Annotated in this window: 11 protein-coding genes; 9 read left to right on the top strand and 2 right to left on the bottom strand. The window is 52.1% G+C overall.

All coding sequences use genetic code 11. The features are described from left to right. The first annotated feature begins 294 nt into the window (after positions 1–294). From NW211_RS00170 to NW211_RS00160, 3 genes are read left to right on the top strand one after another with little or no spacing between them, the layout of a single operon-like run. Positions 295–1,110: a patatin-like phospholipase family protein gene (locus tag NW211_RS00170; RefSeq protein ID WP_258326442.1), complete on the top strand. Its 816-nt coding sequence runs from the start codon at positions 295–297 to the stop codon at positions 1,108–1,110. Between the two features lie 19 nt (positions 1,111–1,129). Beyond that, positions 1,130–2,875 carry an alpha-amylase family protein gene (locus NW211_RS00165; RefSeq protein ID WP_258326441.1) on the top strand — a complete coding sequence of 582 codons (1,746 nt, stop codon included), beginning with the start codon at positions 1,130–1,132 and terminating at the stop codon, positions 2,873–2,875. A 53-nt stretch (positions 2,876–2,928) separates the two neighbouring features. Continuing rightward, complete coding sequence (locus tag NW211_RS00160) at positions 2,929–3,867, top strand: ribose-phosphate pyrophosphokinase (RefSeq protein WP_258326440.1); 939 nt, start codon at positions 2,929–2,931, stop codon at positions 3,865–3,867. Positions 3,868–4,188: 321 nt separating this feature from the next. Here the strand turns inward: NW211_RS00160 and dnaK are convergent, their stop codons facing one another. After that, positions 4,189–6,099: a molecular chaperone DnaK gene (dnaK, locus tag NW211_RS00155; RefSeq protein ID WP_258326439.1), complete on the bottom strand. Its 1,911-nt coding sequence runs from the start codon at positions 6,097–6,099 to the stop codon at positions 4,189–4,191. Positions 6,100–6,462: 363 nt separating this feature from the next. Here dnaK and mce point away from each other — a divergent pair, with 363 nt between their 5' ends. The 6 genes from mce to NW211_RS00125 all read left to right on the top strand — a co-directional run bounded on the left by mce (position 6,463) and on the right by NW211_RS00125 (position 11,932). Beyond that, a complete protein-coding gene (mce, locus tag NW211_RS00150; RefSeq protein WP_258326438.1) occupies positions 6,463–6,876 on the top strand; it encodes a methylmalonyl-CoA epimerase in 414 nt (137 codons plus the stop codon). Positions 6,877–6,881: 5 nt separating this feature from the next. Further along, positions 6,882–8,435: an acyl-CoA carboxylase subunit beta gene (locus NW211_RS00145; protein WP_087408079.1), complete on the top strand. Its 1,554-nt coding sequence runs from the start codon at positions 6,882–6,884 to the stop codon at positions 8,433–8,435. A gap of 21 nt (positions 8,436–8,456) precedes the next feature. Then, complete coding sequence (locus NW211_RS00140; RefSeq protein ID WP_087408078.1) at positions 8,457–9,371, top strand: OadG family transporter subunit; 915 nt, start codon at positions 8,457–8,459, stop codon at positions 9,369–9,371. 27 nt (positions 9,372–9,398) lie between these two features. Next, positions 9,399–9,827, top strand: coding sequence for a biotin/lipoyl-containing protein (locus NW211_RS00135; RefSeq protein ID WP_025278054.1), 429 nt, complete (start codon positions 9,399–9,401; stop codon positions 9,825–9,827). Between the two features lie 4 nt (positions 9,828–9,831). Then, complete coding sequence (locus tag NW211_RS00130; RefSeq protein ID WP_025278053.1) at positions 9,832–10,989, top strand: sodium ion-translocating decarboxylase subunit beta; 1,158 nt, start codon at positions 9,832–9,834, stop codon at positions 10,987–10,989. A 211-nt stretch (positions 10,990–11,200) separates the two neighbouring features. Beyond that, positions 11,201–11,932 carry a phage Gp37/Gp68 family protein gene (locus NW211_RS00125; protein WP_258326437.1) on the top strand — a complete coding sequence of 244 codons (732 nt, stop codon included), beginning with the start codon at positions 11,201–11,203 and terminating at the stop codon, positions 11,930–11,932. Between the two features lie 13 nt (positions 11,933–11,945). On the opposite strand, the gene NW211_RS00120 is transcribed toward NW211_RS00125, so the two are convergent. After that, a complete protein-coding gene (locus tag NW211_RS00120) occupies positions 11,946–13,397 on the bottom strand; it encodes an agmatine deiminase family protein (protein ID WP_258326669.1) in 1,452 nt (483 codons plus the stop codon). Positions 13,398–13,467: the final 70 nt, after the last annotated feature.

Below are 13,467 nucleotides of genomic sequence, written 5' to 3'. Positions count from 1 at the left end.
CAAAAAACTGTACGTTTGGTTGTGCCGGTTTCGAACACGCGAACAACTCTTTGCGGCCCGGTACACTCCGTTGAAAGAGCCTGTAAATACAGACAAAGTCGAAAGTAGAAGCACAAACCTATTTGCCTTTTCTATCGAGGCTTCTCCTGTTTTCGTGTAACAAAGATAACGATTCGTGCATCGATAACAAAATATTTTTGAAACAGGAGGCATAATTATGCCATGGTTGGCTTTCTCCTGTTGGCTCGCTCCCCGAAAAGTCGTATCTTCGCGGGAAAAACAGAGTGAAATAAAATGGCTGCAACAAAAGCGAATCTTCCGGTCGAGGTCCGGCCCTACCGTTTGGGCCTCGCGTTGAGTGGCGGTGGCGCCAAGGGGTTTGCCCATGTGGGCGTGTTGAAGGCGTTGGAAGAGTTGGGTATCCGTCCCGACATCATTTCGGGTACCAGTGCCGGAGCCGTCATTGCCGTGCTCTATGCCGACGGCTATTCGCCCGACGAAATTCTCGACCTCTTCTCGGGCCTTTCGTTCAACGACCTGGCCGAGATTACACTGCCCCGGGCCGGCTTCTTCAAGATAGTCCGGTTTAAACACTTTCTGCAGAAGTCGCTGCGCACCGAGTGCATCGAAGACCTTTCCATCCCGGTAGTGGTCACGGCCACCGACCTCGACCACGGCACCTGTGTGGTGTGGCGTTCGGGCTCGATTGCCGAGCGGGTCACCGCTTCGTGCAGTATCCCCATCATATTTCCGCCGGTACTCATCGACGGCACCCACTACGTCGACGGCGGTGTGCTGCGCAACCTGCCCGTCTTCCCCATACGCAACGAGTGCGACACGGTAATCGGCATCAACGTGAGCCCGCTGGTCAACAAGAGCTACAAGCAGTCGATTGTCGACATTGCCGCCCGCTCCTACAGCTTCATGTCCAAGAGCAATGTGGTCGAGGATATGAAGATGTGCGACCTCTTCATCGCCATGAAGGAGGCGGCGCGCTATGCCGTGTTCGACATCCATGCCCTGCGCGATATTGCCAACGTGGGGTATCAGCAGACCCTCAAGCTCTTTACCGGCAAGCGGGCCTCGCGTATCAACGAACTGAACAAATAAAAAAGATTATCATACGAATATGACCGACGAGAAGATAATTATCTACCAGGTGCTTCCCCGCCTCTTTTCGAACCGCTGTGCCTCGTGTGTGCCCAACGGTACCTATGAACAGAACGGCTCGGGCAAGCTCAACGACTTTACCCCCAAGGTGTTGAACGAAATCAAGAAGCTGGGGGCCAACTACATTTGGTATACCGGTGTCATCGAACATGCCACCAAGACCGACTACTCCCGCTACGGCATCCGCCCCGACAATAAATATGTGGTCAAGGGCGAAGCCGGTTCGCCTTATGCCATCAAGGACTATTACGACATAGACCCCGACCTGGCCGAGAATCCGCTCGAGCGCATGCACGAGTTCGAAGCCCTCGTGGCCCGCACCCATGAGGCCGGCCTGAAGGTGGTGCTCGACTTCGTGCCCAACCACGTGGCCCGTCAGTACCACTCCGATGCCGCCCCGCAGGGTGTCGAGGATCTGGGTGCGCACGACAACAAGGAGATGCACTTCTCGCCCTCGAACAACTTCTACTACATACCCCGGCAGGCCTTTACCCCGCAATTCTACATCGGCGAGGGCGACGACCGCTATTTCGAATACCCCGCCAAGGCTACCGGCAACGACTGTTTCGGAGCCTTCCCCAACGAGAACGACTGGTACGAGACCGTGAAACTCAACTACGGAGTCGACTACATGGGCGGCCATCGCCTCTGCTTCGACCCCATCCCCGACACCTGGCACAAGATGCTCGACATCCTCCTCTTCTGGTGCGGCAAGGGCATCGACGCCTTCCGTTGCGACATGGCCCACATGGTGCCTGTCGAGTTCTGGGGCTGGGCCATCTCGCGCGTCAAGGAGAGCTACCCCCAGGTGCTCTTTATCGCCGAGATTTACGACCAGGGGCTCTACCGGCTCTACCTCGAGAAGGGCAAGTTCGACTACCTCTACGACAAGGTGGGCCTCTACGACAAGCTGCGGGGCGTGCTCTGCCACCAGGTATCGGCCGCACAGCTCACCTACTGCTGGCAGGCTGTCGACGGGATAGGGGGGCACATGCTCAACTTCCTCGAGAATCACGACGAGCAGCGTTTCGCCTCGCCCTTCTTTGCCGGCGATGCCGACAAGGCCATCCCCGCGCTGGCGGTGGCTACCCTGATGAGTACCGGCCCCATGATGATTTACTTCGGGCAAGAGCTGGGCGAACGTGGCGACGATGCCGAGGGATTCAGCGGACACGACGGCCGCACCACCATCTTCGACTACTGGAGTGTTCCCACCGTGCGGCAGTGGTACGACGGCGGACGCTGCTCGATAGCCAAACTCACTCCGCAGCAGAAGCGGCTGCGCAACCTCTACAAGACGATTCTCAATATTGGCCGTCACGAAAAGGCCGTGAGCCAGGGCTCGTTCTTCGACCTGATGTATGTCAATGGCGAGAACCCCCGCTTCAATCCGCACCGTCACTACACCTTCTTGCGCAAGTACGGCCGCGAGCTGTTGCTGGTGGCGGTCAACTTCGACTCCCGCCCGGCCCAGGTGGCCATCAACCTGCCCGGGCACGCCTTCGATACGCTGAAGATTGTAGCCGGACAGTACGAAGCCACCGAGCTGATAAGCGGCGAGAAGGGGACCAAAACCATCAGTCCCGACACCCCCTTCGACTGCGCGCTGCCCGCTTATGGTGCCGTGGTGTGGAAGATGGAATTAAAAAATTTTTCCCAACGAAATATAGAAAAAATGAAAAAGGACAAGAAAATTTCGAAATAGAAATTGTACCTTTGTCTCAAAATAATAATCTCTGTTTTTACATTCAAAAAATCATGAGTCAAACACCTCCCTTCAAGGTATTTTCGGGAACCAATTCAAGGTATCTCGCTGAGAAAATCTGTAATAGTCTGGGTTGCGAATTAGGCCAAATGAACATTCAGCATTTTGCCGATGGTGAGTTTGCCGTCTCTTTCGAGGAGTCGATTCGGGGCTGCCAGGTATATCTGGTGCAGTCGACCTTCCCCAATTCCGACAACCTGATGGAATTGTTGTTAATGATCGACGCCGCCAAACGCGCTTCGGCCAAATCTATCGTAGCTGTCGTTCCCTATTTCGGTTGGGCTCGTCAGGACCGCAAGGACAAACCCCGTGTTTCCATCGCCGCCAAACTTCTGGCCGACATCTTGAGCGTGGCCGGTATCAACCGCCTCATCACGATGGACCTGCACGCCGATCAGATTCAAGGTTTCTTCGATGTTCCCGTTGACCACCTCTATGCTTCGTCGGTATTTATTCCCTATATCCAGTCGCTGAACCTCAAGGATATGGTGGTAGCTACCCCCGACGTAGGCGGTTCCAAGCGTGCCAGCACCTATGCCAAATACCTGGGTGTGCCTCTGGTACTTTGCCACAAGCAACGTGCCAAAGCCAACGTAGTGGAGAGCATGACCGTGATTGGCGATGTAGAGGGCAAGAATGTAATCCTCGTCGACGATATGGTCGACACCGCCGGCACCATCACCAAGGCTGCCGATCTGATGATAAGCAAGGGTGCCCTTTCGGTTCGTGCCATCGCTTCGCACGCCGTGATGAGCGATCCCGCCACCGAGCGTGTACAGAACTCGTCGATGACCGAGATGATCTTCACCGACAGTATTCCCTACACCAAGCAGTGCGACAAGGTACACATCATCAGCATCGCCGACCTCTTTGCAGACACCATTCGCCGCGTGTACGAAAACAAATCCATCAGTTCGCAATACCTGCTGTAATACAGCACACCGTTATAACAGACGAAGGCCGATGCCATTCAGGCACCGGCCTTCGTCGTTTTGTATCCCAGCCCTCCGAACCGTCGTGTGGCCGCCGGGAGAGCAGGGGAGGGGGAGGAAGTTCCTCTTTGGCTTGGGATGTTCCTGGGCTGGCGTGCCTGCCTGCGGGAGAATCATCGCTTTACCCATAGGGCCCTTTACTCACCGGGCTCTTTCTGCCTTGCACCCGTCGTCCCTATTCAGGTCGGGCATAAAAAAAGCGAGGCGCATCGCGTTTTGCGATACGCCTCGCTGGGTATAGAGGATTAGAGATTTACTCGTTTATTTGACTTCCTCGAAGTCAACGTCGGTCACATCCTTGCCGTTGTTGTTGCCGCCCTGTTGAGCGTTGGCACCCGGTTGAGCCTGTTGGGCACCGGCCTGTTGCTGAGCCTGAGCGTTATACAGGTCTTGAGCAGCGGCTTGCAGTACACTCTCGAGTTCGCTCGAAGCCGAGTCGATACCGGCAATGTCCTGAGCCTTGTGAGCCTCTTTCAGTTTGTTCAGAGCCGATTCGATGGCGCTTCTCTTGTCGGCCGGAATCTTGTCGCCCATCTCTTTGAGCTGTTTCTCGGTCTGGAAGATGAGGGCATCGGCGTGGTTCAGTTTGTCGATACGCTCTTTTTCCTTGGCATCGTTTTCGGCGTTGGCGGCAGCCTCGTCCTTCATCCGTTTGATTTCGGCGTCGGTCAAGCCGCTCGAAGCCTCGATACGAATGCTTTGCTCTTTGCCCGTACCTTTATCTTTGGCCGATACATTCAAGATACCGTTGGCATCGATATCGAATGTAACCTCGATTTGAGGCACACCACGCATGGCAGCGGGGATTCCGTCGAGGTGGAACTTACCGATGGTCTTGTTGTCTTTGGCCATAGGACGTTCACCTTGCAGTACGTGGATTTCTACCGAAGGCTGGTTATCGACAGCGGTCGAGAAGATTTCCGACTTGCGGGTAGGAATCGTCGTGTTGGCGTCGATCAGTTTGGTCATCACGCCGCCCAGCGTTTCGATACCCAGCGACAGAGGCGTTACATCGAGCAGCAATACATCTTTTACATCGCCGGTCAATACGGCACCCTGTATGGCGGCACCTATGGCCACTACCTCATCGGGGTTAACACCCTTCGAAGGAGTCTTGCCGAAGAATTTCTCTACGATAGCCTGGATGGCAGGAATACGGGTCGAACCACCTACGAGGATTACCTCGTCGATATCCGATGCACTCAAGCCGGCATCTTGCAGAGCCTTGCGGCAGGGCTCGATGGTAGCCTGGATCAAGCGGTCGCACAACTGCTCGAATTTAGCACGCGTCAACGTCTTGACCAAGTGTTTGGGCACACCGTTTACAGGCATGATGTAAGGCAAGTTGATCTCGGTCGAAGTCGAGCTCGACAACTCGATTTTAGCCTTTTCGGCAGCCTCTTTCAACCGTTGCAGAGCCATAGGATCTTCACGCAGGTCTACGCCTTCGTCGTTCTTGAACTCGTCGGCCAGCCAGTCGATGATTACGTGGTCGAAGTCATCACCACCCAGGTGAGTATCACCGTTGGTCGATTTTACTTCGAATACACCGTCGCCCAACTCCAGGATAGAGATATCGAACGTACCACCACCCAGGTCGAATACGGCAATCTTCATATCTTTGTTGGCCTTGTCAAGACCGTAGGCCAAAGCGGCAGCCGTAGGTTCGTTGACGATACGGCGTACGTTCAACCCGGCAATCTCACCGGCCTCTTTCGTAGCCTGACGTTGCGAGTCGTTGAAGTAGGCAGGTACCGTGATGACGGCATCGGTTACCTCTTGACCCAGATAGTCTTCGGCTGTCTTTTTCATCTTTTGCAGAATCATGGCCGAAATCTCTTGCGGAGAGTAGAGACGACCGTCGATGTCGACACGCGGCATGTTGTTGTCGCTGCGAACCACCTTGTAAGGTACACGAGCAATTTCGTTGGTTACCTGGTCGTACGATTCGCCCATGAATCGTTTGATCGAGAATACCGTTCTCGTCGGGTTGGTGATGGCCTGACGTTTGGCGGGCTCGCCCACTTTACGTTCGCCACCGTCTACGAATGCCACAATCGAAGGAGTCGTGCGACGACCTTCACTGTTGGCGATTACTACCGGCTCGGTGCCTTCCATTACGGCTACACACGAGTTGGTTGTTCCTAAGTCAATACCAATAATCTTTCCCATAGTTATATTCTTTTTTATTTGTTATTCAATAGAGTTAATTTGTCCGCCGCCCTTGCGAGCGACACTCCATAATATTCAAATGCCATGCCAAAAAACGAGGCTCTCGAAAATGTTGCTTTTGTCAGTCTTTTCCAAAAGCACTTCGGCCGCCCGTGTCAGTAATGCTGTCGATTTGTCATATCGGCCGGAGGCGGCTGCGGGGCTCTGTGTAGAAAACATCTGCGGGGCTAAAAGGTTGATGGCCCGGGAGCTTATTTTCGCCGATTTATTTCGTTATTAAACCGAAATGACGTAAATTTGCCCATCTTATAATAGGTAAAAAACAGTAGCCTGAAAGTATAAGTTAACTAAATACTAATTATTATGAACATTTCTCACATTGAACACTTAGGAATCGCTGTGAAGAGTCTCGAAGAAGCTATTCCTTATTATGAAAACATTTTAGGTCTTAAATGTTATTCCATCGAAGAGGTGGCCGACCAGAAGGTAAAGACAGCCTTCTTCAAGGTAGGACAGACAAAAATAGAGCTGCTGGAGCCCACAAGCGAAGACAGCACAATAGCCAAGTTCATAGAGAAACGCGGCGAAGGTATCCATCACCTGGCTTTCGCTATCGAAGACGGGGTGGCCAATGCGTTGGCCGAAGTCGAAGCCAAGGGCGTGCGCCTTATCGACAAGGCTCCCCGCAAAGGTGCCGAGGGGCTGAACATCGCTTTCCTGCACCCCAAATCGACCTGCAGCGTATTAACCGAACTTTGTGAAGACCCTAATAAATAAGAAATATGAGCAATCAACTTGAAAAAGTACAGGAGCTGATTGAGCTGCGCGCTCAGGCTCGCCTGGGTGGTGGACAAAAAGCCATCGATAAACAACACGAGAAAGGTAAATATACGGCTCGTGAGCGTATTGCGCAACTCCTCGACGAAGGCAGCTTCGAAGAGTTGGATATGTTTGTGCGACACAGATGTACCAACTTCGGACAAGAGAAGAAATCGTTTTTGGGCGACGGCGTCGTAACCGGTTACGGTACGATCGAAGGCCGCCTTGTTTATGTTTTTGCTCAGGACTTTACCGTGTTCGGCGGTTCTTTGTCCGAGACGATGGCCTTGAAAATCTGCAAGGTCATGGATATGGCCATGAAGATGGGTGCGCCCTGTATCGGCCTCAACGACTCGGGTGGTGCCCGTATCCAGGAGGGTATCAACGCCCTGGCCGGTTATGCCGAGATTTTCCAGCGTAACATCATGGCTTCGGGTGTGATTCCCCAGATTTCGGCTATCCTCGGTCCCTGCGCCGGTGGTGCCGTATATTCGCCTGCCTTGACCGACTTCACGATCATGGCCAAAGGTATCTCCTACATGTTCCTCACCGGCCCGAAGGTAGTGAAAACCGTAACCGGCGAAGACGTTACCCAGGAGGCTCTCGGCGGTGCCGAAGTTCACTCTGTTAAATCGGGTGTAGCTCACTTTGCTGCCGAAAACGGCGAAGAGGCACTGGCTATTATTCGCAAGCTCATCAGCTATATCCCTCAAAACAACCTCGAAGAGGCTCCCCTCGTTCCCTGCAACGACCCCATCGACCGTCTCGAAGACTCGCTCAACGAGATTATCCCCGATAGCCCCAACCGTCCTTATGACATGTATGAGGTAATTGGTGCCATCATCGACAATGGCGAGTTCCTCGAAATCCAACGCGATTACGCCAAGAACATCATCATCGGTTTCGCCCGCTTCAACGGACAGTCGGTAGGTATCGTAGCCAACCAGCCCAAATACCTGGCCGGTGTGCTCGACAGCAACGCTTCGCGCAAGGCCGCTCGTTTCGTTCGCTTCTGCGACGCCTTCAACATTCCTATCGTCAGCCTCGTCGACGTGCCGGGATTCTTGCCGGGTACGGGACAAGAATACAACGGTGTGATTCTGCACGGTGCCAAACTGCTTTACGCCTACGGCGAAGCTACGGTGCCCAAAGTCACCATCACACTGCGCAAGTCCTATGGCGGTTCGCACATCGTGATGAGTTGTAAACAACTGCGTGGCGACATGAACTACGCTTGGCCTACTGCCGAAATCGCCGTAATGGGTGGTGCCGGTGCCGTAGAGGTGCTCTATGCCAAAGAAGCCAAAGAGGCCGAAGACCCCGCCAAGTTCATGGCCGAGAAAGAAGCCGAGTATACCAAACTGTTTGCCAATCCTTACAATGCAGCCAAGTATGGTTACATCGACGACGTAATCGAGCCTCGCAACACGCGTTTCCGCATCATTCGTGCCTTGCAACAGTTGCAGACCAAGAAATTAACCAATCCGGCTAAAAAGCACGGTAATATTCCTTTGTAATACATTTAAAGTATAAAAACGATGAATAAAAAAATTTTAGGGATATTCCTGTTCGCTGCCTTCATGGTATCGTCGGTATGGGCACAGGGAAGGAAAGGCTTGCGTATCAACGAGGTGCTGGTGACCAACGAAAACAACTATCAGGACGACTACGGCTGTCAGTCGGCCTGGATAGAGATTTTCAATACCACCTTTGGTACCGTCGATGTGCGCAGCTGCTACTTGACCAACGACAAGAACAATCCCAAGAAATATCCTATTCCCAAGGGCGATGTTCTCACCGAGATGCCGCCTCGGCAACATGTGCTTTTCTGGGCCGACGGCAAGCCTAACAGGGGAACATTCCACGTGAATTTTACGCTCGACCCCGACAAAGACAACTGGATTGGTCTCTACGATTCCAACGGCCGTGACCTCATCGACTCGGTGACGGTTCCGGCAGGGATTCCCACCGACCACTCCTATGCCCGCTACGAAGACGGTGTGGGCCATTGGGTAATCAAGGGCGGAAACGAGCAGTCGGGCTATGTAACGCCGAGTACCAACAACATTACGCTCGACAAGAATGTGAAAATCGATATGTTTACCGAGCACGACCCCTTCGGGGTGGGTATGGCAATCATGGCCATGGCTATCGTATTTGCCGGTTTGTTGCTGCTCTACCTGTTGTTCCGTCTTATCGGGCAAATCTCGGTTCTCATCAAGAAGCGCAATGCTATGCGAGTACATGGTATTTCCGATAAAGAAGAGGCCAAGGAGAAAGGCTTCGGCCGCGAGGCGGGCGAGGTATATGCCGCTATCGCCATGGCTCTGTACCAGCATCTCGAAGCCCACGACGTAGAAGACACAATCCTCACCATCAACAAGGTGAAGAAAGCCTACTCGCCTTGGAACTCCAAGATTTATTCGCTGCGTGAAATTCCCTCTAAAAAGTAATCCCCCAAAAAACGATTAAACAAACTTATGAAAGAGTATAAGTATAAAATCAACGGTAACCTCTATAAGGTTTCTGTTGGCGAAATTGAGAAAAACATTGCCCATGTCGAGGTGAACGGTACCACTTACAAAGTACAGATGGAAGAGGCTGCTCCTGTAAAGGTTTCTACGCCCAAGCCCTCGTCGGCTCCGCGTACTGCTACGGGTGAGCCCGTTATCGCCAAACCCACTGTCAACTCGGGTGCCGACGCCGTGAAATCGCCGTTGCCCGGTGTTGTGAACGATATTTTGGTGAAAGTTGGCGATACGGTGAGCGCAGGCCAGGCCGTGCTTATCCTGGAAGCCATGAAGATGGAAAACAACATCAACGCCATCAAGAGCGGTAAAGTGACGGCCATCAAAGTAAATAAAGGTGATTCGGTACTCGAAGGAACCGAACTTATCATAATTGAGTAAGACTATGGGATTTATAGATTTCTTAGGAGATAACTTAGTCCAGTTCTGGGAGTATACCGGCTTTGCCAACTGTACCCTCCCGCACCTGGCTATGATTGTGGTGGGCTTGTTCTTTATCTATTTGGCGATAAAGAAAAATTTCGAGCCCATGTTGCTGGTACCCATCGGTTTCGGTATTCTTATCGGGAATATTCCTTTTAAAATCGATGCCGGTCTCGAGGTTGGTATTTATGAAGAGGGTTCGGTGCTCAATATCCTCTATCAGGGAGTGAGTGCCGGTTGGTATCCCCCGTTGGTATTTTTGGGCATTGGTGCCATGACCGACTTTTCGTCGCTTATCGCCAACCCCAAACTGATGCTGGTGGGTGCTGCTGCCCAGTTCGGTATCTTCGGGGCCTATATGGTCGCCTTGGCTCTCGGGTTTACCCCCGACCAAGCCGGTGCCATTGCCATCATCGGTGGTGCCGACGGTCCTACGGCCATCTTCCTTTCGTCGAAATTGGCTCCTAACCTCATGGGTGCCATAGCCGTTTCGGCTTACTCGTATATGGCACTTGTCCCGGTAATCCAGCCGCCTATCATGCGTTTGATGACCACGAAAAAGGAGCGTGTAATTCGTATGAAACCGGCGCGTGCCGTTTCGCAAAACGAGAAAATCATGTTCCCCATCGTCGGGTTGCTGCTCACCTGCTTCCTGGTTCCGTCGGGCTTGCCTCTGTTGGGTATGCTTTTCTTCGGCAACCTGTTGCGTGAGAGCGGTGTTACCTCGCGTTTGGCCAAGACCGCAAGCGGCCCCTTGTGCGACACGATTACCATTCTGTTGGGTGTAACGGTAGGAGCCTCTACTCAGGCTTCCGAGTTCCTCACCCCCAGCACGCTCGGTATCTTCGCTCTTGGTTTCATGGCTTTCGTCATTGCTTCGGCTTCGGGTGTATTGTTTGTGAAAATCTTCAATCTCGTGTTGCCCAAGAGCAAGAAAATCAACCCGCTTATCGGTAACGCCGGTGTTTCGGCTGTACCGATGTCGGCTCGTATCTCCAACAACCTTGGTCTCGAATATGACTCGACCAACTACTTGTTGATGCATGCCATGGGTCCCAACGTAGCCGGTGTCATCGGTTCGGCTGTTGCCGCCGGTGTGCTGCTCGGCTTCCTCTCGTAATCTCTCTGTAGAGTTATGATACTTCGGGCGGTGCGCTTCCTCGCTGGAGGCGCACCGCCCTTGTTTTTTCTCACCGTTGGCAGTGGTTTCAACCAAGGTATTTGGGGGGGAGGCGAATCGGGCCATTCACGCTTTGAATTTTCGCCCGGTTGCACTACCTTTGTTTTACGGGGGGGAATAGCCTGTTGGCTACCCGAAACCAGAAACAGATATGTCGGTCATGTGGAATTTGTGGCACGGTTGCCACAAGATAAGCGAAGGGTGCAGGCACTGCTACGTCTATCGGCAGGACAGCCTCTACGACAAAGACAGCCGGGTGGTCTCGCGCACGGCGGCCTTTGACCTGCCGTTGAGGCGTAAGCGGAACGGCGGCTACCGCATACCCTCGGGCGAGCAGGTCTATACCTGTTTCACCTCCGACTTCTTCCTTGCCGAGGCCGACCCGTGGCGCGCCGAAGCCTGGGCCATGATACGCCTTCGCAGCGACCTGTCGTTCATTATCCCCACCAAGCGCATCGACCGTTTCGGTGTAGCTCTGCCCGCCGATTGGGGCGACGGCTACGACCATGTAGTCATAGCCTGCACCATCGAAAATCAAGAGCAGCTCGACCGCCGGCTACCCCTCTTCAAGTCTCTGCCCATACGGCATCGGCTCCTCTTCTGTGCACCGTTGCTGGGCCCTCTCGATTTTCATGGCCTGCTTGACGGCGGCATCGAAGAAGTTTCGGTAGGGGGCGAGTCGGGCAACGAGGCCCGCGTGTGCGACTATGACTGGGTGCTCGACATCCGTCGCCAATGCATGGAGCAGGGAGTCCCCTTCAATTTCCACCAGACAGGCGCCCGGCTTCGCAAAGACGGCCGTCTCTACCGCATACGCCGGGAGTTCCAGCACTCGCAGGCCCGGCGGGCCGGTATCGACTACGAGGGGGGTGAATCGGGATAGTATTTTGTAAAACTTATTTTTTGATATTCCAGGTTATACAATTCAAGGCACCATCTTTTTTTACCACTTCTAATGAGTCGATCTGAATAACTTTACACGAAGGATAATATTTCTTGATTTGTTGCAGAGCTTGTTGGTCTTCTGGTATGTTGAGCCCCGGCAGGATAATAACATCTCCTACACGTAAGAAATTGATGTAAGCCCAGTTATAATCGTTGCTTTTAACGGTATAGTTCAGGGTTTGTACATCAAGATATTGACTAAGTATCTTTGAAAATCGTTCTGTTATTTGGGGATTATAATCGGCATAGTTGGTGAGTAATACCGTGTGGTCGTCGATAGCCTTGACAATGCCGTCGGCATGACCATACTTTTCATTTTTGTCCCAAGGCAACATAATCAACTGGCAATGAAACAGGCTTTGTAAACGATTGCGTACTTTGGCCGGAGTGAGATGCTTATTTTCTGCATATACCTTTTCGGTCATGATGATGTATTTCCCGACTTTTACCACATTGCCGCCATCGATTATCAAGTCGGTTTTAACGCATTCGATTCCTATTTCTTGACAGACTGCGTCAACATCGGTAATCGATTCCCGGTCTTCTTGCTTCTCTTGCAGGTAGTCGGGATTATAACTGTATTGCACGAAACGATTGTCATAAATCTGTATGGGCATATAGTCGCGAGCCCATATATCGTTGGTGCGCTTCATAATCTTAAAGGGAATCTTGTTCTCTTTAAGAGCCTCTAAAAATCGGGGATAGAAATGTGGACATTCATCTTCAAGCCATGAAGAGATATAAATCATATTTGTATCGGCATCGGATACAATTTTTCTTTTAAATTGCCAACGACGAGGGTCTTGTACATATTTCTTGTCTTCGGTGCAAGGTCTGTTGGGATATTCTTTAGCAACCATTTTTCTCCCGTCCTCCTCATAGAGGGCCACGTTTTTACGAGGGTAGGAGGTTACATCTACCATTTTCTCACCATCTACCCACTTTACCGATATGCCGTCGAAAATCGAAGCCTGCTGATATAACGCCTCGTAGAGGAGTGTGGAGCGCTCTTCGTTCTTACCGTCGATTTCATATTCCCGGATAAGCATGGATGCTCGAACGGCATTTTGGGCATCGTTTCCCCTCTCGAAAGTAATATCTATACCCGATACATGATTGTGAAGTACACCTAAAGGGAATGTGGAAGGCAATGAAGTTTTGCTGTTGCGATGATAAACAATGAAGTCTTTGATACCATTGTCCCACTCTTCGTGATAATAAAATTCTACGCAGGTGGGGCGAACGATTATCTTTCGGTCGGTCCCCTGGACGAGAAAGTATCCCGACAGGGCTACTTGTGCTATCTGTTCAAACTCTTTAGGTGCAGCGGTGCTGCCGTGCAGTATATCGTTGCGGCTCTCTTGTGAGAGACCGAATTTCTGTAATTCTTGTTGGAGTGTCATTTCTTTCAAGGTATTTTATTTGTGGATAGATAAAAAAGGAATACGAGATGGATATGCAATATTCGGCAAA

Origin of the sequence: Barnesiella sp. ET7 (genome assembly GCF_024733785.1) — a bacterium.
Taxonomy (GTDB): Bacteria; Bacteroidota; Bacteroidia; order Bacteroidales; family Barnesiellaceae; genus Barnesiella; species Barnesiella merdigallinarum.
This window is presented reverse-complemented; position numbering and strand designations above follow the sequence as displayed.